The following is a 21,184-nucleotide window of genomic DNA, read 5'->3' on the forward strand; positions in this document are numbered from 1 at the left end:
GTGCCGACAAACGACATTAACGACCGGCATGCGTGAGAAAATCGCACGCATGCCGCTTCGAGAGCCTCCCCTGAACGCCGTGCGCGCCTTCGTCGCCGCGGCGCGCCACCTCAGCTTCACGCGCGCGGCGCTCGAACTGCACGTCACGCACAGCGCCGTGAGCCGGCAGATCAAGAGCCTCGAGGAGTTCCTCGGCGTCGCGCTGTTCGAGCGACGCATCCGGCAGGTCACGCTCACGGCCGAGGGCCAGCAGTTCTTCGCCGAGGTGCAGCCCGCGCTCGCGCAGATCGGCGCCGCGGCGCGGGCGCTGCAGTCGCAGGGGCCGGCGCGCGCGGTGCGGATCAACGTGCGGCCCTCGTTCGCCGTGCGCTGGCTCATTCCACGCCTGCCCTCCTTCGTCGAGCGCTTTCCCGACATCGAACCGCAGGTCGTGACCAGCACCGTGATGCCCGAGGAGGCCGTCGGCAGCTTCGACATCGCGGTGCGCCGGGGCCTGGAAGGCTGGCCGTCCTCGATGGAGGTGCAGCCCTTTCTCGAAGACGAGGTGCTGGTGGTCGGCGCGCCCGCATTGTTCAAGGGCCATCCGCTGCCCGACCTTCGCGCTCTCGCCTCGCACGTCCTGCTGTCGGCCCGCACGCGCAAGGACGACTGGGACGCCTGGAAGAAGCTGGTCGGCGCGCCGCGCGCACGACCGGCGGGTCGGCTGCAGTTCGATCACCTGCACTTCGTGCTGCAGGCCGCGGTCGACGGACTGGGCATCGCGCTGGCGCCGACCTCGCTGGTGTCGCACGACCTGGCCTCGGGGCGCCTGCAGTCGCCGCTACCCGCGCTGCGCATGACGCTGGAGCGCTACTACTACGGACTGGCACCCGACGCCGCGCCGGAGGCTTCGTACGTGGCAGAGTGGTTCGAGGAGATGCAGGTCGAGGGTCGGGCCGAAGGCGCCTAGCCGACCTGATCCGCCAGCGAGCGGATCACATCCGCTACGCCCACCCTGCCCTTGCGCACGCTCGCGTCGTCGCCTTCGAAGCGGATCCATCCTTCGTTGAAGCCGTCGAGCATCTGGATGCGCGGCACCGGGTCGCGCATGCCTTGCGCTTGGAAGATCGCGCCCCAGCTCTCGCGCGGCACCGCCTCCGCGCGCACCGGCCGGCCCAGCACCTGCGAGAGCGCCGCTGCAATCGCATGCTGCGTCAGCCGCTCGGGGCCTTCGAGCTCGACGACGCGCGGTGCTCCGCCGACCTGCAGCAGGAGCTCTGCAGCGACACTGCCAACGTCGACAGTGGCCACCATCGGCACAGGCCGCTCCAGCGGCTGCAGATAGCTCGACAGCAGGCCCTGCTCGCGCGCCTGCGTGATGTCCCAGCGCAGGTTCTCCAGGAACCATGCGGGCCGAAGAAAGGTGATCGGAATCGGCAGGGTGCGAAGCGCTTCCTCCATCAGGGTGCGCTGGCTCAACAGGTTGGGTTGGGCCGCCTGCGCGCCGACCGTCGAAAGGCACACCACGCGCGCCGGCCGGGCGGTGTCGAGCGCCTGCCGCAGCGCGGCGTTCTCTGCCCTCGCCTCGGGAAAGCCCGGTTCGGGATCGAAGTTGGGCGGCGGCAGCACGAAGACGCCGGCCGCGCCCGAGAAGGCGCGTGTCAGCGCCACGGCGTCGTCCATCGCGGCAACGGCCACCTCGCAGCCGAGCGCAGCCCAGGGATGGCCTTTGTCTTCGTCGCGGACGACCGCACGAACCGGCTGCCCTTCGGCCAGCAAGGCGCGCGCGACGGCGCCGCCGACCTGGCCCGTGATTCCGGTGATTGCGTACATGGGAGTTCCTTTTTCCTGACTTGATTCGATGGGGTGACGCATGCGACGGGACGAATCGTAGGAACGGCTCATCTTTGAGTAAAGCGACCCCACGACATATCATTCATGACACCTGATCACGAATGAAAAATGACTCTCGACGGACGCCTTCTCTCCAACGTCAGCGTGCTGGCCGCCGTGGTCGAAGGCGGCAGCTTCGCCAGCGCCGCGAATGCGCTGGGCCTCACGCCCTCCGGCGTGAGCCGTGCCATCGCCCGTCTCGAGGGCCGCATCGGCATCCGGCTGTTCGACCGCACGACCCGCTCGCTGAGCCTCACCGACGAGGGCCGGCAGCTCTACGCCAACATCAATCCGCTGGTGCTGGGCATCGAGGACGCGGTGACGATCGCCGCCGGGGCATCCGGCGCGGTGCGCGGTCGCCTGCGGGTCAACACAGATGCCTTCACCTCGCGCCTGCTGCTGGCGCGGCACCTGCCGCGTTTCCTTGCGCAATACCCCGAACTCACGCTGGAGCTGATCGCGCGCGACCAGCTCGGCGACCTGGTGGCCGAGGGCTTCGACATCGCGGTGCGCTTCAGCGAGCCGCCCTCGTCGTCGCTCGTTTCCCGCAAGCTGATGGATTCGCGCGTGGTCACCGTGGCCACGCCGGCGTACCTCGCGCGGCACGGCCGCCCTGCGAAGCCCGAGGACCTCGCCGGGCACGCCTGCCTGCAGGTGCGCAACCCGGCCACGGGGCAGCCATACGCATGGGAGTTCCAGCGCAGACGCAAGCTCGTGAAGGTGCCGGCCACAGGGCGGCTGCTGCTCACCGATCCGGGCACGGTGCTGGAGACGGTCCTCGCCGGCGTCTGCGTGGCGCAGATCAAGGCGGTCGGCATCCAGCCGCAGCTCGACAGCGGCGAGCTGGTCGATCTGTTTCCCGACTGGCCCGACGAGCGGCTCCCGCTCCATGCGCTCTATCCGTCGCGCCACCTGCCGGCAGCGAAGGTGCGTGTCTTCATCGATTTCGTGATGGAGGTGGTCTCGCCGGCATCGAATCCGATGCCAATGCCGAAGTCGCGGCGCTGACGCTCGCTCGTCCGGAAACGGCCAGCCGGCAAGGCCCCGGGCCAGCACGATGAGGGCATGACTCGAACATCATCCCTCCCCCGTTCCTTCCAGAACCTCGCGTGGTCCAACCTCGCCGCGCAATCCGCGGAACAACTGAGCCTCGCGGCCGTGCCGCTGGTGGCAGTGCTGGCGCTCGGCGTCGGACCCGGCGAGATCGGTTTTCTCGCTGCCGTCCAGACGCTGCCCTTCCTGCTGGTCTCGATGCCCATGGGCCTGCTCGCGGACCGCATGTCGCGGCGGCGGCTGATGGTCTGGGCCGAGGGGCTGCGGGCGGTGTCGCTGCTCGTGCTGTTGGCGATGGTGTTCGCATCGAAGCTGAGCATCGGCTGGCTGGCCGTGCTCGGGTTCCTGGGCGCTGTCGGCACCGTGGGTTTCAGCGTCGCGGCACCTGCGTTGGTGCCGGCGCTCGTGCCAAGGGAAGCATTGGCCACTGCCAACGGGCGACTCGAGCTGGCGCGCAGCGCAGCGTTCACCGCTGGGCCGGCGCTCGCGGGCGCGCTCGTGGCCTGGGCCGGCGCGTCAGCGGCATTCGTCCTGGCCGCGGTGCTTTCCGCGGCTGCCGTGGCCTTGCTGCTGCGCCTGAGCGAGGCCCCGCGTGCGCCCTCCGCCGGACGGCATCCACTGCTCGAAGTGCGCGACGGCGCACGCTTCGTCTGGCAGCACGAGATGCTGCGCCCGATGCTGATGACCGGCGCGGTCTTCAACATCTCGTGGTTCGTGCTGCAGGCCGGCTACGTGCCCTATGCCGTGCGCGTGCTCGGCCTCGGCGCGCAGGCGGTGGGCTTCACGCTGGCGATGTACGGCGCGGGCATGGTCGTGGGCGCGCTGCTCACGCCGCGCGTGGTGGTACGGCTGCCGTTCGGCCGCGCGATACAGGTCGGCCCCGCGGTCGCCGTGCTGGCAGCGGCGGCGATGGCGGCCACGCTCGTCGTGCCGACCGCAACGCTGGCGGCGCTCTCGTTCTTCCTGTTCGGCGCGGGGCCGATGGTCTGGGTCATCACCTCGACCACGCTGCGCCAGAGCGTGACCGCGGCGACGATGCTGGGCCGGGTGTCGGCCGTGTTCCTCACGATCAACGCGGGCGCGCGGCCCATCGGCGCCGCGCTGGGCGGCATGGTCGGCGCAGCATGGGGCGAGCCGGCCTGCCTGCTGCTCGCGCTCGCGGGGTTCGGACTGCAGGCGGCGATCATCTTCGCGTCGCGCATCGCGACGCTGCACCGCCTGCCTGTGCCGGCCGTCTGAGGCGCGCGCGATCCAGCGGAGCCCCGGCTAGTCCTGCGAATCAGGAAGGATCATCGACTCGAGCGAATCGAGCGGCAGCCAGCCGTCCGGCGCATCGGCCAGCGCCGATTCCTGCGCGCGAACCCTGGTGCTTCTTCTCCTCACGGGCTTCTTCGCAAGCGGATCGACCGTGGAGAGCGAAAAGACCCTCCTGGCGGGGCCACCCGTGAAGCTGAGCCCGGTGAGCCGCTCGACCTCGTCGATCCTGACCTGGAATGTCTTGTAGGCATCGAACGGCACCTCCCGCGCTGCCTCGATGCCGAACTCATCGATGACGCCGGACTGATCGAGGATGTAGGCAGTGGCGAAGAGCGCTCCCTTGGACGTGATCGCCGCGACGACTTTCCAGAAGCGCACCGGATACTGGATCTTCGGATACCTGTCCCAGACCGGGTCGCTCTCCTCGAGGATCGGCCCCGTGATGACCTGGGCCCTGAACCGGTCGAGCTTGATCGCGTCCTCGAAGATGTGGCGTTCGATGCCCTGCCAGAGCTCCTTGTTCTGGTTGAACTTCGAGTGCTGCGGCGTGCAGTTGGTCCAGTGGCAGGTATCGGCCGCGCTGGTGAGCGCGGCGAGCCGGCTGCCGCCGTACTCCATGTCCTCGCGGCGCGTCAGGTGTCCGCGGTCGAACTGGTTGTTCTCGTAGTAGAAATTTGTCAGTTGCGCGCTGGAGGGAATGCGCGGGTCCTGCCTCCACACGTCCGCCGGCCGGGGCAGCTCGAAGCGGCCGCTGAAGTCGACGTTCGCGGCCGAGTAGAGAGCCAGCCGCCTTGCCTTGTGCATCACGAGGCTGTAGCCGTGATAGTTCAGCACGTTCTCGCCCGGGGCGGCGTCAACAAGTTCCGCGGTCTCCTTGGCAAGGGCCTTTCCGAGCAGCGGCAGGTGAACCGACAGTTCGGGCTTGCCGGGTGCGAGGAAGCCGCTGTCGAAGCCCTTGCGGTCGTCGTAGGTCGCATTGAAGGGCACGTCGATGGCCGGCGCGGATTTCTTCTTGGCCTTGGCGCCGGACGCTTCGAAAGCGTCCAGCGATTCGCGGGCCGCGGGGCCGGAGCGCAGCACCGCGACGCTTCCATCCGCCTCGATGCCCAACGTGACCGTGAGCGTCCTTCTTCCACCAGATTGCATGTCGTTCATGATCGTCTTCCGGTTTTGGGGTTGCTGAATGAGCGGGCCGGGTGCTGGCGTGGTCCCGGGAACGTGAGTCGACGTCGACTGCAGCAGATCGACCGAAGGCAGCATCAGCCGCGAGTTCTCCGGCGTGGCCCCGAAGACCGGCTGCAGCAGCGGGTGCGCGGGAAGAACCGACTGCAGCGTCTCGACGATGCGCGAGATGCGGATGCCCTCGTTGGCGATCCACTTGATGTCCTGCTCGCCGTCCTTCCTCGGGTCGTAGTCGCGGCCCGAGATGGTCTGCGTCCGGCCGTCCCGTTCTTCCGGCACGCCGCTGTGGTGGAGCGCGACCACGTACCAGTCGTTGCTGAAGACCGGGGAGCCCGAGGAGCCGCCGAGCGTGTCGGTCGAATACCAGAGCACGTCGTCCGTGCGCTTCAGAAGCTTGTTCTCGCGCACGCACACCTGCTTCCGGTCGCCGTTGGGGTGCTGGATGATCGTGAGCCACTCGCCGTCCGAGACCTTGCCGGTGGCGCCGACGAGCGGCAGGAACCCGTAGTGCGAGAGCTGGCCCTCTCCCACCGTCGATACGGCGGTGACGGCCACGACAGTGAAGTCGAGCGCTTTCGAAGTGAAGAAGAGTGCCTGTGCCTCGAGGCCGTAGGTGGTCGCGTTGAGCGCTGCGCCGTCGATGTCGAGCTCGAATTCGAACTGGGCTTCGGAGCGGCGACAGGCTTCGATGGAAGGCAGGACGTGGTTGTTGGTGATGAGCACGCCCGGCGCGATCAGGAATCCGGTGCCGTAGCCGACGAGCCGCCCCGCCGTGTCCCTGATGACGATCCGGCTGACTGCCTTCGCGGCCCGTGCGCCGCGGGCCAGGTAGTTGACGTCCTGTATCTCGCTGCCGGCAATGATGCGCTCGTACGCAACGGCGGACTTCTCGTCGTCGCCCAGGCTCTCGCGCAGGAAGTTCCTGCGGTCCTCGAGCTGCTTGGGCGTGCCGAGATCGCGCGGGGTCTTGTCTCTTGCGTAGTCGGCAAGAGATTGCAGGTCGATGCCTTCGCTCCGCTCCCGCGCCTTCTCGATCTGCTCAAGCCAGAGTTGCACGTCGCGCCCCCTCGTCCCGTGAGGGTTGCCACTGTGCTCGTTCGCTACCGCCTCCGCATCCCCTTTTCGAGGGATGACTTAGGCACTACGCCGCCTGGCCGATCGTCAGAAGAGCGAAGCCATCCCGTTCGGCCGCGCATCCTCGATGTCGAGCATGCGCAGCTTGGTCAGCGCGCCGCCGCCAGCCGAGAAGCCGCCCGGCTTGTTGCCAGCCGCCAGCACACGATGGCACGGCACCACGGGCGCGAACGGGTTGTGGCCCATGGCCTGCCCGACGGCGCGCGAGAGCCCCTTGTCGCCCAGCTCCTCGGCGATCTCGCCATAGGTGCGGGTCTGCCCCGGCGGAATGCGCCGCGCGATCGCGTAGATGCGCTGGTGGAATTCGGACACGCCGCTCATGTCGAGCTCGATGTGGCTCAGGTCGTCGTGCACACCGCGCAGCAGACCCTGGATGGCGTCGATGGCGCGCTGTGCCCTCTCGTCCGGCGGGCCTTCATGCAGGTCCGGAAAGCGCTGCCGCATGCGCGCTCGCGTGGCGGGTTCGCCGTTGTCGGCGGGCAATTGCACGCCGACCAGGCCGTGCGGCCCCCACGCCAGGGCGCACATGCCGATGGAAGTTTCGAACAAGGCAAAGCCGCTCATCACGATGTCTCCCGTTGCAGCGAATGCTGGCGCGACGCCAGTACCGCGCCGAGCCAGAGGGCCGTCGCCGAAGCCACGAGGCCGCGCGCCAATCCACCGGGGCCGTCGGAGATCCAGCCCGTGACGGTCGGCCCGACGATCTGCCCCAGCGCGAAGATGATGGTGAACGCGCTGATGCCCTGTGCCCAGCGCGACGGCGGCAGGTTGTGGCGCACCAGCGCGGTGGTCGAGGCCACCACGGACAGGAATACGCCGCCGAACAGCACGCCGGAAATCAGTGCGATCGGCGCGGACGAACTCAGCACCGGCAGCAGCGTTGCCACGCCCAGCAGCCCGTTGAGCAACGCCTGCGGCTGCCCGCCGCGATACCGGTCGAGCAGCCCGGCCCACAGCCGGGAGGAAGCCACGCAGGCGATGCCCAGCAATGCATAGAACAACGTGACGAAGCCGGCGCTGGCGCCCTGCTCGCGCAGCAGCGCGATCACGAAGGTCATGTAGCCGATGTAGCCCATGCCGAACAAGGCATAGCCGGCGAGCGCCCAGCCGAAGCGGTGCAGCGCGACAGGCGGCGCCGAGCCCGACGCGGCGGCAGGTGCAACGGAAGCGGCCGGCTGCTCGGGCATCGCGCGCCCCGCCCAAGCCAGCAGGCAGGTGGCTGCCGCGCTCGCGATCGCCAGCGCCCACCAAGCCCAGGTCCATCCGTGAGGAACGCCCGACGCCGCGCGCAGCACCTGCGGCACGAGCAATGCCGACAGCAGGATGCCGAAGCCGGTGCCGCCGTAGTAGATGCCGAGCAGCAGGCCCCCGCGTGCCGAACCTGCATCGCTGAGCCTTGCCGCGAGCAGTCCTCCCGCCACGAACACCCAGGCACTGGCAATGCCGGCAAGCAGGCGTTGCAGCAGCAATGCAGACGCATCGGTGACGAAGCCGCTGCCCGCCATGAACACACTGGCCAGCACCGCGCCGAACACCAGCAGCCGGGTCGCGCCGAAGCGCCGCATCAGTGCCGGAGTGACCAGCGCGCCGACGAGGTAACCGACCGCGTTGGCCGTGTTCATGCCGCCTGCCAGCGCATAGCTCCAGCCCAGGTCGGCGCGCATCGGCGGCAGCAGCAGCGCGTACGCGAAGCGTGTGATGCCCAGCGACACCGCCGCGCCCATCGACAGCGCGAAGGCGAGCCGCAGCGTGGGCTGGACGGAGATGGGGGTTGGGGAAGCGAGCGTCGTCGGCATTGGTGTGGCGGGCGGCAGGCGGGCCTATTCTGCGGCAGCTGCCGCCGGCCTGCAGGCGCCGCCCGCTCAACCCGCTTCGGACACCGGGTCTGTCTGCAGCAGATGCCGCTCCAGCAGCACAGCCACGTGCACCGCCTCGCGCTGCGCGCCATCGCCGATCTGGTGGCGGCAGCTGGTGCCGTCGGCCACCACGATGGCTCCGGGCTTCGCGCGGATGGCGGGCAGCAGACTGGCCTCGGCCATCTTCATCGACACCTCGAAATGACTGGCCTCGTAGCCGAAGCTGCCGGCCATGCCGCAGCACGAGCTTTCGATGAGTTCGGGCTGCGCGCCGGGAATGAGCTTGAGCACATCCATCACCGGACTCACCGCGCCGAAGGCCTTCTGGTGGCAATGGCCGTGCAGCAGGATGGGTGCTTCGGCGGGCTTCAGCGGCAGCTCGAAGCGCCCCTGCTTGAGCTCGCGCGCGATGAACTCCTCGAACAGCAGCGCATGCTTGGCCACCAGCTCGGCCTTCTCGCCGAAGCCCATCACCAGCGCCTCGTCGCGCAGCGTGAGCAGGCACGAAGGCTCCAGTCCGACGATGGGCACGCCCGCACGCGCCAGCGGCACGAGCGCATCGATCAACGCCTCGGCCTTCTTCTTCGCCTCGTCAACCATGCCGCTGGCCAGGAATGTGCGGCCGCAGCAATGGTGCCCGCCGCTCTTCTCGACCGTGTGCAGCACATAGCCCGCGGCCTGCAGCACGCGTGCGGCGGCGAATGCGTTCTCGCTCTCGAAGGTGCCGTTGAAGGTGTCGACGAAGAGCACCGCCGCCTTGCCGCCACGGCGCGCGATCGACAGCGCCACGTCGCGCTCGACGAACAGCCCGGGCTCGTCGGCCTTGCCGCGCCAGAAGGTGTCGCCGCGCCATTCGGGCAGCGAGCGCTTCGCCGAGAAGCCCAGCAGCTTCTCCCCCAGCCATGCGGCGCCGGGCACGCTGTTGCGCAGGTTCAGCAGCCAGGGAAAGCGGCTGGCCTTGTGGGCGTAGTCCGGCAGGTTCGCCACCAGCTTGTCTTTCAGCGTGTGGCCGTGGCGCTTCTTGTAGTGGTCGAGGAACTCGACTTTCATCTTCGCCATGTCCACGCCCGTCGGGCAGTCGCGCCTGCAGCCCTTGCAGCCCACGCACAGGTCCATGGTCTCGTGCATGGCCTCGCTCGTGAAGGCATCGGGCCCCAGCTGGCCCGACAGCGCCAGCCGCAGCGTGTTGGCGCGGCCGCGCGTGAGGTGCTGCTCGTCACGCGTCACGCGGTAGCTGGGGCACATGGTGCCGGCGTCGAACTTGCGGCAGTGGCCGTTGTTGTTGCACATCTCCACGGCCTTGGCCAGGCCGCCGGTGCTGTCGCCGCCGGTGCCGGGCGCGGTGGTCACTTCGGTCACCGGGTCGGCGTTGACGTTCCATGCCGACCAGTCGAGCACGGGCTTGAGTTCGATGCGTCGGTACGGATTGGGCGCAGTGGGCGGCGCGAAGCGGAACAGCGCGCCGTCGTCCATGCGCGGCGGGTCGATGATCTTGCCGGGGTTGAAAAGATCGATGGGGTCGAGCTTGCGCTTGATCGCGCGGAAGGCCTCGTTGATGGCCGGGCCGAACTGCCATTCGATCCACTCGCCGCGGCACAGGCCGTCGCCGTGCTCGCCGCTGAACGCGCCCTTGTACTTGCGCACCAGCTCGCTCGCCTCTTCGGCGATGGCGCGCATCTTGGCGGCACCGTCGACTCGCATGTCGAGAATCGGACGCACATGCAGCGTGCCGACCGAGGCATGCGCGTACCAGGTGCCGCGGCTGCCATGCTTCGCGAACACCTCGGTCAGCGCGTCGGTGTACTCGGCCAGGTGCTCGAGCGGCACGGCGCAGTCCTCGATGAAGCTCACCGGCTTGCCGTCGCCCTTGAGGCTCATCATGATGTTGAGGCCGGCCTTGCGCACTTCCCACAGGTTCTTCTGCCGCGCGTCGTCGGGCATCTCGACCACGCTGCCGGGCAGGCCGAGGTCGCCCATCAGCTCGACGAGTTGCTTCAGCTGCGGCAGCAGCGAAGCCTTGTCGGCGCCCGAGAACTCCACCAGAAGGATGGCCGCCGGCTTGCCGATCAGCGCGGTCTCGACGGTCGGCTTGAAGGCCGGGTTGGCCAGGCTCAGCTCGATCATCGTGCGGTCGACCAGCTCCACCGCCGTGGGCCCGAGCTTCACTATGTGCTGGGCCGAATCCATGGCGGCATGGAAGGTCGGGAAGTTGACGATGCCCAGCACCTTCGCGCGCGGCAGCGGCGCGAGCTTGAGCTTCAGGCTCCGGGTGTAGGCCAGCGTGCCCTCGGAGCCGATCAGCAGGTGTGCGAGGTTCACGCTGCCGTCGGCCGTGTAGGGCCGCTCGCTCTGGTTGTCGAAGATGTCGAGGTTGTAGCCCGCCACGCGGCGCATGACCTTGGGCCAGTGCTCCGCCATCGCCTCGCGGTGCTGTCGCGCGAGGCTGCGCACGAACTGCGCGATGCCCGCCGCGCGCACGCCCAGCGAACCGACAGTGCCGAATTCGACGAGTTCGCCGTTCGACAGCCATGCGCTCGCGCCCACCACGTTGTGCACCATGTTCCCGTAGGCGATGGAGCGGGAGCCGCAGGAGTTGTTGCCCGCCATGCCGCCCAGCGTGGCCTGCGCGCTGGTCGACACGTCCACCGGATACCAGAGCCCGTGCGGCTTGAGCTGCGTGTTGAGGTGGTCGAGCACCAGGCCGGGTTCGACGGTGGCCGTGCCCTCCTCCACGTTCACGTCGAGCACGCGGCGGAAATGCTTGCTGTTGTCGATCACCAGCGCCGCGCCGGTCGTCTGCCCGCACTGGCTGGTGCCGCCGCCGCGCGCGAGCACCGGCACCTTCAAGTCGCGGGCGATGTCGATGGCGGTGGCGATGTCGCGTTCGTTCGTGGGCACGAAGGCGCCGACGGGCGTGATCTGGTAGATCGACGCGTCGGTGGCGTAGCACCCGCGCGAGGCGTCGTCGAACAGCACTTCGCCTTGCGTGTCCGCGCGCAGGCGGCGCGCGAGCAGCTCGCAGGTGTCGTTGGGCGGAAGAACGGTTCCGGCTGGCTGCATGTGGCTGGCGGGATCGATGCGCATGGTGTTTTCTTGGGTGATGCCCGGTTCGGGTCAGCTCGACTTGGCCGAGGGATAGATCTCGCCGGCGCGCAGCAGCTCCAGCACGGTGTCGCGCTTGCGCAGCACGTGCGAGACGAGCACCTTGCGCATGGCCTCGGCGTCGCGTCTTGCGAGCGCGTCGATCATCTGCTCGTGCTCCTCGACGGCGTGCTTCCACTTCGCCTCGTTCTGGTTGGTGCGAAAGCGCAGCGACTGCACGCGCGCGTTGATGGAGCGGTAGGTGTTCGACAGCACCGGGTTCGCCGCCGCGTCGTTGATGGCCGTGTGGATGCGCGCATTGAGCCTGTAGTAGCCCGACAGATCGCGCCGCGAGAAGCAGGCCAGCATCTCGTAGTGCAGCGCGCGCACCTCGGCGAGTTCCTCGTCGGTGATGCGCCTGGCGGCGAGTTCGCCCGACATGCCCTCGAGCATGGCCAGCACCTCGAAGGTGTTGAGCACGTCGGCCTCGGTGAGCTTGACCGCCACCGCGCCACGGTTGGGCAGCAGGTCGACCAGCCCTTCGGCCGCGAGCAGCTTGATGGCCTCGCGCAACGGCGTGCGCGACACGTTCAGCTGCAGGCACAGCTCGCGTTCGTTGAGCTTTGCACCGGGCGCGATGAGCCCTTCGACCAGCATGGTGCGCAGGCGCGCCGCCACCTGGTCGTGCAGTGCGAGCCTGGAGATTTCGATGATTTCGGCTGTCATGATTTTTCCCTTGAATGCATTTTGAATGCAAAAAAGATGGCCAACAAGCCAGAGTCATCAGGGTAAACCATCAAACAAAAATGCATTTTGAATGCAAAACTGAATGCGAAAGGAGAGTTCATGCTGCAACTCGACATCCACCCCACCGGCCGTCACTTCCTCCAGATTCCCGGTCCCAGCCCGGTGCCCGACCGCATCCTGCGGGCCATGAGCCTGCCCACCATCGACCACCGCGGCCCCGAGTTCGGCACGCTGGGCCTGAAGGTGTTGGGCGGCATCCGGCAGATCTTCAAGACGAAGCACCCGGTCGCGATCTACCCCGCCTCGGGCACCGGCGCCTGGGAAGCCGCGCTCGCCAACACGCTGAGCCTCGGCGATCACGTGCTCATGTACGAGACCGGCCACTTCGCCTCGCTGTGGCAGAAGATGGCCACGCGTTTGGGCCTCTCGACCGAATTCCTCGCATGGCAGGGTACCGACGCGCAGTTGCCCAACGCGCCGAGCTGGCGCCGCGGCGTGCAGGCCGACCTCATAGAGGCCCGCCTGCGCAAGGACACGGAAAAGAAGATCAAGGCCGTGTGCGTGGTGCACAACGAGACCTCCACCGGCGTCACCTCCGACATCGCCTCGGTGCGCAAGGCCATCGACGCCGCGGGCCACCCAGCCCTGCTGATGGTCGACAGCATCTCGGGCCTCGCCAGCGCGGACTACCGCCACGACGAATGGGGCGTGGACGTTTGCGTCAGCGGCTCGCAGAAGGGCCTGATGCTGCCGCCGGGCATCAGCTTCAACGCGCTCTCGCCGCGCGCGCTCGAAGTCTCGAAGACTGCGAAGCTGCCCAAGGCCTTCTGGGCCTGGGACGAGATCGTCGAGATGAACAAGGACGGCTACTGGCCCTACACGCCGAACACCAACCTGCTCTACGGCCTCTCGGAGTCGCTGGACATGATCCTCGGCGAAGGCCTGGACAACGTGTTCGCGCGCCACCAGCGCTGGGCCGCCGGCGTGCGCGCCGCCGTCAACGCCTGGGGCCTGCCGATCCAGTGCGCCGACCCGGCCGTGTACTCGCCCGTGCTCACCGGCGTGATCACGCCCGAGGGCGTGGATGCCGACGCGCTGCGCCGGCTGATCCACCAGCGCTTCGACCTCTCGCTCGGCACCGGCCTGGGCAAGCTCAAGAGCCGCATGTTCCGCATGGGCCACCTGGGCGACAGCAACGACCTGACGCTGGTGGCCATGGTCGCCGGCGTCGAGATGGGCATGAAGCTCGCGGGCATCAGGCTCGCCGGCAGCGGCGTGCAGGCCGCGATGGACCATTTCTCGAACCACACGGCTCCGGCCGCGCTGCAGAAGGCCGCATAGACAGGCACGCAGCGCCGCCGGCGCTGCACAGGCACGCAACGCCATCGGCGCTGCACAGGCATACGGCGCGGCGGCGCGCATCGGATTTCCCACCCACGACGGAGACAAGGAAGATGCAGAGACGTTCGTTGATCCAGGCCGCGGGCGCCGCGGCCGCCACGCTGGGCGTGCCCCGGCTCTTCGCGCAGGAATGGCCCACCGGGCCGGTGCGCATCGTCGTCGGCTTTCCGCCCGGCGGCGGCACCGACGCACTGGCCCGCGTGGTCGCCCAGAAGCTCACCACCATGTGGGGCCAGCAGGTGATCGTCGAGAACAAGGGCGGCGTGGCCGGCGTGCTCGCGGCCGACTACGTGGCGCAGCAGCCCAGCGACGGCAGCACGCTGCTGATGGCCCACATCAACAGCCACGCGCTCGCACCCAGCCTGCAGCCCAAGCTGCGCTACAACGTCGAGCGCGACTTCGTTCCGATCGTGCTGGTGGGCGTCACGCCCAACCTGCTGATCGCCAACCCGGCGCAGAAGGCACTTTCGGTGAAAGACATCGTCGCCGCCTGCAAGGCCGCGCCCGGCACGTTGAGCTTCGGCTCGGCCGGCGCGGGCTCGGCGCAACACCTGGCGCTGGAGATGTTCAAGCTGCAGGGCGGCGTCGATGCGCTGCACGTGCCCTACAAGGGCAGCGGGCCGCTGCTGGCCGACCTGATGGGCGGGCAGATCCAGTACAGCTTCGAGACCATGACCGCCGCCACGCCCCATGTGAAGAACGGCCGCGTGCTCGCCGTGGCGCAGACGCGCACCAAGCGCGCCAAGGGCCATCCCAACGTGCCGACGATGCAGGAGCAAGGCTTCCAGGGCTTCGAGGCCACCACCTGGTACGGCCTGGCCGGACCGGGCAAGCTGCCGGCCTCCATCGCGCAGAAGGTGAACCGCGACGTGAACACGGTGCTGGCGATGCCCGACGTGCAGGAGCGGCTCGACACCTACGGCGCGGAGGACGGAGGCGGCTCGCAGGACAAGTTCAAGCAGTTCATCAGCACCGAGATCGCGAAGTGGGCGAAGGTGGTGAAGGACGGCAACGTGCACGTCGAAACCTGAAGAGCCTGGCTCACCCCCAGGCTTCGCGCACTTCGTGTCGCTTCGCCACCCCCCTTCCGGGGCAACCCCTGAGGCCCGGCGAAGCCGGTTCCTCGGCGTTGCGCGAGAGCTCGCCACAACCGGCCAAGTTTTGCTGAGAAGATCCGGAAGATGAATTCATCCCAGACCGCCCTCACCGACGCACTCGTCGCCGCGCGCCGCGGCAACCGCACCCTCGACGCCACGCCCTGGCTCGACACCCTCGAAACCGGGGCGCAGGCCTATGAAGTGCAGGACGCCGTCGCGGCCGCGCTCGGCTGGTTCGACGGCCAGCCCGTGCCCCGCGCATGGAAGTCGGGCGGCGGCTCGCGCACCGCGACGCTCACGCACGCGCCGCTGCCGCCTGCAGGCGTGCGGCAGAGCCCGGCCGATTTCAGCGACCTCGTGTTCCACATGCCCGGCATCGAGGCCGAGATTGCGCTACGGCTCGGTCAGGACGTGACGCCCGCGCAGGCCGCGAAGCTCGATCACGAGAATGCCGCCGCGCTCATCGACGCGATGGCGGTTTCCGTCGAGATCGTCGATGCACGCTGGCAGGACCTGTCCTCCACGCCCGCACTGCTGCGTCTTGCCGACTCGCAGGTGCATGGCGCGCTCGTGATCGGCGAATGGAAGCCCTATGCCGCCGTCGACTGGGCCTCCCAGCGCTGCGAAACGAAGATCGGCGATGCCGAAGTCGTGGTGCGCGAAGGCACGCATCCGCTGGCCGACCCGGCGTGGCTGCTGCCGATCTGGCTGCGCCACATCACGAGCAACGGCCAGACGGCGCCGGCCGGCACCGTCGTTACCACCGGCTCGTGGGTCGGCGTGCTGCCCAGCCGGCGCGGCGATCAGGTGACGGCGGAGTTCCCCGGCATCGGCGCCGTGCGCTTGAGCGTGTAGCGCCCGCCTCCCACGCCCGAGCAGACCACCAGGAAGTCGAGCACCGCCCGCACCCGCGCGGGCAGCGTGCCGGCCTTGCCGATGTAGACCGCGTGGATCGGCTCCACCTCGGCCGGATTGAACTCCTCCAGCAGCGGCACCAGCCGCCCCGCGTCGATGTCGTGCTGTATGTGGTACAGCGACAGCCGCGCCACGCCTGCCCCGGCAATGGCCAACTGGCGCAGCGTTTCGCCGTCGCCTGCGCGCACCGGTCCGGCCACCGGCAGCCACTGCATGCGGCCGTCCACGCGCAGCGGCCAGTCGGGCGTATTGCGCCGGTAGCTCCAGCCCAGGCGGTTGTGCGCCTCCAGCTCCTGCGGCGTGCGCGGCGTGCCGTATTTCTCCAGGTAGGCCGGCGCCGCGACGATGGACTGGCTGGTCTCGCCGAGCCGTCGCGCCACGAGATCGGATGCCGGCAGTTGCCCCCAGCGAATCGCGATGTCGGCGCGCTCGTCCATCAGATCGACGATGCGGTCGGTCAGCGCGATGTCGAGCGTGATCTGCGGATGCATCTCCAGCAGCCGTGGCACCAGCGGCACCAGCTTGTGGTGGCCGAACGAGACGCTGGCGTTGATGCTCACGCGCCCGCGCGGTGCCGCGCCAGCTGCCGCGCAGCGCTCGGCTTCGTCCATGTCGGCCAGAACGCGCAGGCTGCGCTCGTAGAACTCCGTGCCCTCGGGCGTGAGCTGCAGCTTGCGCGTGGAACGGTGCACCAGCTGGATGCCCAGGCGCAGCTCGAGCCGCGCCACCAGCTTGCTCACGGCAGAGGGCGTCATGCCCAGCAGGCGCGCGGCGGAAGAGAAGCCGCCCGACTCGACGACCTGCACGAAGGCTTCCATCTCGCCGGAGCGGTTGACGTCGATGCGCGGCATGGCTCTTCCTTCAATCTGTGAGTTGATCTCACAAGTCTGTTTACTGGCGGCATTCTAGTCATCGATGGTCTTCGCCCGCACAGTACAGGCCATCATGCCAATAGCTCTCATCGCCCTCACGGCCGGTGCCTTCGGAATAGGCACCACCGAGTTCGTCATCATGGGCCTGCTGATGCAGGTCTCGACGGATCTTCACGTCTCCATCACGGCCGCCGGCCTGCTGATCTCGGGCTACGCGCTCGGGGTCGCGGTAGGCGCACCCGTGCTCACCATCGCCACCCGCAAGCTGCCGCGCAAGACCGTGCTGCTCGCGCTGATGGCGATCTTCACGCTCGGCAACCTCGCCTGCGCCCTGGCGCCCAACTACGAGATGCTGATGGCCGCGCGCGTCATCACCTCGCTGTCGCACGGCACCTTCTTCGGCGTCGGCTCGGTGGTTGCCACCGGGCTCGTGGCACCGGAACGCCGCGCTTCGGCCATCGCGATCATGTTCACCGGCCTCACTGCCGCCACGCTGCTGGGCGTGCCGGCCGGCGCATGGCTGGGCCTGCAGTTCGGCTGGCGCTCGGCCTTCTGGGCCGTGACGCTGATCGGCGTGCTGGCCTTCGCGGTGCTCGCAGTGTTCGTTCCGCGCGTGAAGAACGAGGCCAAGCCCGCGCCGCTGCGCGATGAACTGGGCGTGCTGGCGCGTCCGCAGGTACTGCTCGGCCTCGCGATGACGGTGCTCGGCTTCGCCGGCGTGTTCGTGGTGTACACCTACATCCAGCCGCTGCTCACGCAGGTCACCGGCCTGCCGGAATCGGCCGTGTCGCCGATCCTGCTGGTGTTCGGCGGCGGCCTCGCCGTCGGCAACCTGCTCGGCGGCAAGCTGGCCGACCGGGCGCCTATGGCCGCCGTGTTCGGCACCCTGGTGGCGCTGGCCGTGGTGCTCGGCGCGATGCAGTTCACCATCGGCACGCCTTTCACCGCCGTGGTGTTCATCGCCCTGCTCGGCGTGGCCTCCTTCGCCACCGTGGCGCCGATGCAGCTGCGGGTGCTTGAGAAGGCCTCGGGCGCGGGCCAGAACCTCGCGTCCAGCCTCAACATCGCGGCCTTCAACCTCGGCAACGCACTCGGCGCCTGGGTCGGCGGCGTGGTCATCGACCACGGCCCGGGGCTGCGCGCGCTGGGCTGGGTGGCCGCGCTGATCACGCTGGTGGGCCTTGCCATCGCGCTGTGGAGCCGCTCTCTGGATCGCAGCGAACCGCGCGATGCGCCCAGCGATTGCGCCTCGGCCCGAGCCTGATCGACACGCGAAGGCAGAATCGGCCGACCGACCGACATGCCTTCGTCTCCTCCCTCCTTCCGGGTCCGCCCGGCCATCGCCGCCGACGCTCCAGCGCTGGCGGCGTTGTCCATTCAGGTCTGGCTGGCCACCTACGCGACCGAAGGCGTGAGCGACCTGCTCGCGCGCTACGTGCTCGAACAGTTCACGCCCGCCGCGTTCACGGGGTGGATGGACGACGCCGGCACCGGGTTGATCGTCGCCGAGGCCGACGGCCACCTGCTCGGCTACGCGCGCCTGGGGTTCGACGCCCCGCAGCCTCCGCCCCTGTCATCCGTGGCCGGCACAGAGCTTTGCACGCTCTACGTGCAAGAGCCGTTCACCCGCTCGGGCGTGGGCTCCGCCCTGCTCGACGAAGCCTGCGCCACGGCTCGCGAGCGAACCGGCAGCGACGCGATGTGGCTGACGGTCAACGCAAGAAACGAGCGGGCCTGCGGCTTCTACGAGAAGCACGGCTTCGTGCGCCGGGGCACGACGTGGTTCGTCCTCGGCGAAGGCCGTCACGAGAACCTCGTGCTGGCTCGCCCCTGAGCCTCGCCCTGCCGCCGGTGGTCAGTGCTCCTGCCGCGTGGGCGAATCGCTGCTCGAGTTCGATTCGCCCGAGGGCATGAAGAACGCGAACCGGTCACGCCCGGCCGCCTTCGCGTTGTAGAGAGCGGCGTCCGCCCGAGCCAGAAGCTCGGTGGCGGTGGCCGAGGAGCCGGCCGCGCGGTGGAACGCGATGCCGATGCTGGTCGTGACGTCCACGCGCTGGCCGTCCACCACGAAGGGCGGCATGTGGACGCGCTGCACGATCTTTTCCGCGACCACGGCCGCCGCCTCCGGCGTGCCGAGCCCTTCCAGCACCAGCACGAACTCGTCGCCGGCCAGCCGGGCCACCATGTCGGTGCCGCGCACGCAGGCCTGCAGCCTGCGCGCGTACTCGGCCAGCACCGCGTCGCCCACGGCGTGGCCCATCGTGTCGTTGATGGCCTTGAAGTGATCGATGTCGAGGAACATCAGCGCCAACGCATGGCCGGTGAGCTGCCCGCGCAGCACCGCGTCGGGCAGGTACTCGTTGAAGGCCAGCCGGTTGGGCAGGCCGGTGAGCGTGTCGAGCCGGGCCAGCTCGATGAGCTTGTGCTCCACCACCTTCAGCGCCGTGATGTCCAGCGCCAGCGAGAAGATGCCGTGCGTCAGCCCGTCGGTGCGCACGTCTGGCACGTAGATGACCTGGGTGATGCGCTCGAAGCCCGCGCGCTGCGTGCGCGACTCGAACTCCACGCGCTCGCCGGCCAGCGCCCTGGCGAGCATCGGCTGGCGCGACACGTATACCTCGCGGCCGGCCACCTCCTGGATGTGGCGCCCCAGCACCTGTGCCGGGTCGAGCCCGAGCCATTCGCGGCTGGTGGCGTTGGCGAAGGTGATCTTCTCGTCGCGATCGATGTAGGTGATCAGCGCCGGCATGTTGTCGGTGATGGCGCGCAGGCGCAGCTCGCTCTCCGCCTGGCGCAGCTCGGCCTCCTTCAGCGCCGTGATGTTGAAGGACATCAGGTAGAAGCCAACGACCTCGCCGCGCAGGTTCTTGTCCGGGATCAGGTTGACCTGGAAGTAGCCCTGCTTGCCGTGCAGCGGCGCGCGCACCGGAAAGCGCACCTTCTTGCCCGAGAACATGACCGGAAGGTACGGTTTGAGTTGGGAATAGATCGTCCTGCCAAGCGCCGAGCGCAACGTCGTGCCCTGCAGCGGAGCCCCTTCGCCCAGGCCTGCCATCTGGCGCGCCCTGACGTTGGCGAACAGGCAGTTCTGCTGGCGGTCGAAATAGCCGACCAGCGCCGGAATGCTGTCGGTCACGTCGCGCAGGCGGGTTTCCTGCTCCGTCAGGGCGCGGCGGATCTTGACCTCCTCGCTGATGTCGAAGGTCATCGAAAACACGCCGCACACCTTGCCGTCGGCGTCGAGGTCGGGGATGTAGTGGGCCTTGAAGGTGCGGTCGCCGATGCCCAGTGCCGGATCGCCCGACTTCTCGATGATCACCGTCTCCCCGGCCAGCGCACGCAGGAAATGCGGCTCCACCACCGCGAAGTCGGCCGGGCCGCGCACGTCGGGCATCAGGCGGCCCACCAGCGACGCGTTGTTGTGCAGGGCCCGCACGTGGGCATTGACGAAGGTGTAGCGCAGCGAGGCGTCGACGTGCGACACCATCGCCGGAATGCTGTCCGCGATGATGCGCACCTGCGCCTCGCTGTGCGCGAGGCTGCGCTCGATGGCGCGCCGCTGCTCCATCAGCTCGTCGAAGGTGCGCGCGAGGTCGCCGATCTCGTCGCGGGTGTAGCTGCGCTGCGCCATCTCGTCGTGAGGGGCGTCCTCCGGGGCTTCCTGGGTGAAGCGCATGTGCCGGTGCAGGTCGGCCAGCGGCCTGAGCTGCCTGCGGGCCACGGCCAGTGCCAGGGCGCCTGCCGAAAAAGCCAGCGCCAGTGCGCCGAGCCAGGCGCCGCGCTCGATGGCGTCCACGGTCGCGAAGGCCTCGCTGCGTGGATAAAGCGCGCCGACGATCCAGTTCGCGCTCTCCGCGCGGTCGAAGGCGTAGAGGGCCGGTACGCCGGCCTCGTCGACGCCTTCGCTGGAGCCCTGGAAGCCGGCCAGTGCGCGAAGGATCTGGGGCGTGCCGCCGCCGTCCGCCTGGATCTGATTGAGGATGCGCGATGTGCGCGGATGGTCGACCACCACGCCGTCCGTGGTGGTCACGAACAGGTAGCCGGTCTTGCCGAACTTGACGTCAGTCAGCGTGCCCAGGACGTTGCGTTCCTTCAGGTTGATGGCACCCGAAATCACGAACCTCACCTGCCCCGCGTGGTCGAGCACAGGTTCGGTGATGGCCACCTGGGCCAGCCCGTTGAGCCTGTTCCGGTAAGGCTCGGACACCAGGCCCGCCCTGGAGGCGACGGTCTGCTGGAAGTAGGCCCGGTCCTTGACGTTCACCTTGCCGATGGCCTGCGCGCCGTTCAGGTTGGCCACCAGGTTGCCGTCCATGTCGAGGAAGGCGACGTTGTCGAAGGCCTGGCGCAGCGAGACGTGCTTTTCCAGGAAGGCCTGCAGCGCCGCGTCGGCCTGGAAGTCCTGCGCCTTCACGGTGCCGCCGAAGGTCTGCAGCAGGATGCGGCGGCTGTCGAACTTCTGGTCGATGGCATCCGCGATGGCGCTCACCCGGGCCAGCTCCTCGGCCGCGATCGAGGCCCGCATGTTGCTCTTGACCAGGTGCAGGGCGACGGTGGCGATCGCGAAGGTGGCCAGCAGGACCACGGCCGCCACGCCGAGGCTCAGGCGGGTATGCAAGCCGAGGCGGATTTTCGAGGAGCCTGTTTGAGTCATTGAGCGTGTTCGGACCGGTGCGTTGCCGGCAGGACTGGGGTTTCCGGGCACAGTATCGACGCG

General features: G+C 68.7%; 16 protein-coding genes. 8 read left to right on the top strand and 8 right to left on the bottom strand.

The annotated features are described in order from the left end of the window. Nucleotides 1-49: 49 nt before the first annotated feature. Nucleotides 50-949, top strand: coding sequence for a LysR substrate-binding domain-containing protein (locus tag ABL840_RS21880; protein WP_093306812.1), 900 nt, complete (start codon nucleotides 50-52; stop codon nucleotides 947-949). Here the strand turns inward: ABL840_RS21880 and ABL840_RS21885 are convergent. After that, a complete protein-coding gene (locus ABL840_RS21885; RefSeq protein ID WP_093306813.1) occupies nucleotides 946-1,812 on the bottom strand; it encodes an NmrA family NAD(P)-binding protein in 867 nt (288 codons plus the stop codon). The genes ABL840_RS21880 and ABL840_RS21885 overlap by 4 nt on opposite strands. Nucleotides 1,813-1,941: 129 nt before the next feature. Between ABL840_RS21885 and ABL840_RS21890 the strand changes: the two genes are divergently transcribed. Both ABL840_RS21890 and ABL840_RS21895 read left to right on the top strand, forming a co-directional pair. Beyond that, nucleotides 1,942-2,880, top strand: a complete 939-nt coding sequence (locus ABL840_RS21890) for a LysR family transcriptional regulator (protein ID WP_093306814.1) — start codon at nucleotides 1,942-1,944, stop codon at nucleotides 2,878-2,880. A 57-nt stretch (nucleotides 2,881-2,937) separates the two neighbouring features. After that, nucleotides 2,938-4,164 carry an MFS transporter gene (locus tag ABL840_RS21895; protein ID WP_093306815.1) on the top strand — a complete coding sequence of 409 codons (1,227 nt, stop codon included), beginning with the start codon at nucleotides 2,938-2,940 and terminating at the stop codon, nucleotides 4,162-4,164. 27 nt (nucleotides 4,165-4,191) lie between these two features. Here ABL840_RS21895 and ABL840_RS21900 read toward each other — a convergent pair whose 3' ends face one another. From ABL840_RS21900 to ABL840_RS21920, 5 genes are all read right to left on the bottom strand, one after another. Beyond that, the gene (locus tag ABL840_RS21900; RefSeq protein ID WP_093195062.1) at nucleotides 4,192-6,420 is read right to left on the bottom strand and encodes a DNA/RNA non-specific endonuclease; all 2,229 of its coding nucleotides are present in this window, start codon (nucleotides 6,418-6,420) and stop codon (nucleotides 4,192-4,194) included. A 105-nt stretch (nucleotides 6,421-6,525) separates the two neighbouring features. Continuing rightward, nucleotides 6,526-7,062: a methylated-DNA--[protein]-cysteine S-methyltransferase gene (locus ABL840_RS21905; RefSeq protein ID WP_093195061.1), complete on the bottom strand. Its 537-nt coding sequence runs from the start codon at nucleotides 7,060-7,062 to the stop codon at nucleotides 6,526-6,528. After that, nucleotides 7,062-8,294 (bottom strand): YbfB/YjiJ family MFS transporter, encoded by a 1,233-nt coding sequence (locus ABL840_RS21910; protein WP_093306816.1) that lies wholly within the window; start codon nucleotides 8,292-8,294, stop codon nucleotides 7,062-7,064. Before ABL840_RS21910 ends, ABL840_RS21905 begins: the two co-directional genes overlap by 1 nt. Before the next feature lie 66 nt (nucleotides 8,295-8,360). Further along, on the bottom strand, nucleotides 8,361-11,438 hold the full coding sequence (locus tag ABL840_RS21915; RefSeq protein ID WP_093306817.1) for an FAD-binding and (Fe-S)-binding domain-containing protein: 3,078 nt from the start codon (nucleotides 11,436-11,438) through the stop codon (nucleotides 8,361-8,363). A 30-nt stretch (nucleotides 11,439-11,468) separates the two neighbouring features. After that, nucleotides 11,469-12,161 (bottom strand): GntR family transcriptional regulator, encoded by a 693-nt coding sequence (locus tag ABL840_RS21920; RefSeq protein ID WP_093195058.1) that lies wholly within the window; start codon nucleotides 12,159-12,161, stop codon nucleotides 11,469-11,471. A 120-nt stretch (nucleotides 12,162-12,281) separates the two neighbouring features. On the opposite strand from ABL840_RS21920, the gene ABL840_RS21925 reads away from it, so the two are divergent. The 3 genes from ABL840_RS21925 to ABL840_RS21935 all read left to right on the top strand — a co-directional run bounded on the left by ABL840_RS21925 (nucleotide 12,282) and on the right by ABL840_RS21935 (nucleotide 15,535). Further along, entirely contained in the window at nucleotides 12,282-13,523 is a 1,242-nt protein-coding gene (locus tag ABL840_RS21925; RefSeq protein ID WP_093306818.1) for a pyridoxal-phosphate-dependent aminotransferase family protein, read from the top strand. 113 nt (nucleotides 13,524-13,636) lie between these two features. Continuing rightward, on the top strand, nucleotides 13,637-14,614 hold the full coding sequence (locus tag ABL840_RS21930; protein ID WP_093195056.1) for a Bug family tripartite tricarboxylate transporter substrate binding protein: 978 nt from the start codon (nucleotides 13,637-13,639) through the stop codon (nucleotides 14,612-14,614). 150 nt (nucleotides 14,615-14,764) lie between these two features. After that, nucleotides 14,765-15,535, top strand: coding sequence for a fumarylacetoacetate hydrolase family protein (locus tag ABL840_RS21935; protein WP_093306819.1), 771 nt, complete (start codon nucleotides 14,765-14,767; stop codon nucleotides 15,533-15,535). On the opposite strand, the gene ABL840_RS21940 is transcribed toward ABL840_RS21935, so the two are convergent. Further along, nucleotides 15,484-16,446, bottom strand: coding sequence for a LysR substrate-binding domain-containing protein (locus tag ABL840_RS21940; protein WP_093306820.1), 963 nt, complete (start codon nucleotides 16,444-16,446; stop codon nucleotides 15,484-15,486). The two genes, ABL840_RS21935 and ABL840_RS21940, sit on opposite strands and share 52 nt — an antisense overlap. A 94-nt stretch (nucleotides 16,447-16,540) precedes the next feature. Between ABL840_RS21940 and ABL840_RS21945 the strand changes: the two genes are divergently transcribed. After that, nucleotides 16,541-17,731 (top strand): MFS transporter, encoded by a 1,191-nt coding sequence (locus tag ABL840_RS21945; RefSeq protein WP_093306887.1) that lies wholly within the window; start codon nucleotides 16,541-16,543, stop codon nucleotides 17,729-17,731. Between the two features lie 36 nt (nucleotides 17,732-17,767). After that, nucleotides 17,768-18,301 (top strand): GNAT family N-acetyltransferase, encoded by a 534-nt coding sequence (locus ABL840_RS21950; RefSeq protein WP_170217027.1) that lies wholly within the window; start codon nucleotides 17,768-17,770, stop codon nucleotides 18,299-18,301. Between the two features lie 21 nt (nucleotides 18,302-18,322). On the opposite strand, the gene ABL840_RS21955 is transcribed toward ABL840_RS21950, so the two are convergent. After that, nucleotides 18,323-21,085: a diguanylate cyclase domain-containing protein gene (locus ABL840_RS21955; protein ID WP_418115979.1), complete on the bottom strand. Its 2,763-nt coding sequence runs from the start codon at nucleotides 21,083-21,085 to the stop codon at nucleotides 18,323-18,325. Between the last annotated feature and the right edge of the window lie 99 nt (nucleotides 21,086-21,184).

Origin of the sequence: Variovorax sp. NFACC27, from assembly GCF_048301545.1 — a bacterium.
Classification (GTDB): domain Bacteria; phylum Pseudomonadota; class Gammaproteobacteria; order Burkholderiales; family Burkholderiaceae_C; genus Variovorax; species Variovorax gossypii.

Bases quoted from the DNA above. Each gene is read 5' to 3' on its own strand.
- ABL840_RS21880 (WP_093306812.1), top strand. From the start codon at position 50: ATGCCGCTTCGAGAGCCTCCCCTGAACGCCGTGCGCGCCTTCGTCGCC.
- ABL840_RS21885 (WP_093306813.1), bottom strand. From the start codon at position 1,812: ATGTACGCAATCACCGGAATCACGGGCCAGGTCGGCGGCGCCGTCGCG.
- ABL840_RS21890 (WP_093306814.1), top strand. From the start codon at position 1,942: ATGACTCTCGACGGACGCCTTCTCTCCAACGTCAGCGTGCTGGCCGCC.
- ABL840_RS21895 (WP_093306815.1), top strand. From the start codon at position 2,938: ATGACTCGAACATCATCCCTCCCCCGTTCCTTCCAGAACCTCGCGTGG.
- ABL840_RS21905 (WP_093195061.1), bottom strand. From the start codon at position 7,062: ATGAGCGGCTTTGCCTTGTTCGAAACTTCCATCGGCATGTGCGCCCTG.
- ABL840_RS21910 (WP_093306816.1), bottom strand. From the start codon at position 8,294: ATGCCGACGACGCTCGCTTCCCCAACCCCCATCTCCGTCCAGCCCACG.
- ABL840_RS21915 (WP_093306817.1), bottom strand. From the start codon at position 11,438: ATGCGCATCGATCCCGCCAGCCACATGCAGCCAGCCGGAACCGTTCTT.
- ABL840_RS21920 (WP_093195058.1), bottom strand. From the start codon at position 12,161: ATGACAGCCGAAATCATCGAAATCTCCAGGCTCGCACTGCACGACCAG.
- ABL840_RS21925 (WP_093306818.1), top strand. From the start codon at position 12,282: ATGCTGCAACTCGACATCCACCCCACCGGCCGTCACTTCCTCCAGATT.
- ABL840_RS21930 (WP_093195056.1), top strand. From the start codon at position 13,637: ATGCAGAGACGTTCGTTGATCCAGGCCGCGGGCGCCGCGGCCGCCACG.
- ABL840_RS21935 (WP_093306819.1), top strand. From the start codon at position 14,765: ATGAATTCATCCCAGACCGCCCTCACCGACGCACTCGTCGCCGCGCGC.
- ABL840_RS21940 (WP_093306820.1), bottom strand. From the start codon at position 16,446: ATGCCGCGCATCGACGTCAACCGCTCCGGCGAGATGGAAGCCTTCGTG.
- ABL840_RS21945 (WP_093306887.1), top strand. From the start codon at position 16,541: ATGCCAATAGCTCTCATCGCCCTCACGGCCGGTGCCTTCGGAATAGGC.
- ABL840_RS21950 (WP_170217027.1), top strand. From the start codon at position 17,768: ATGCCTTCGTCTCCTCCCTCCTTCCGGGTCCGCCCGGCCATCGCCGCC.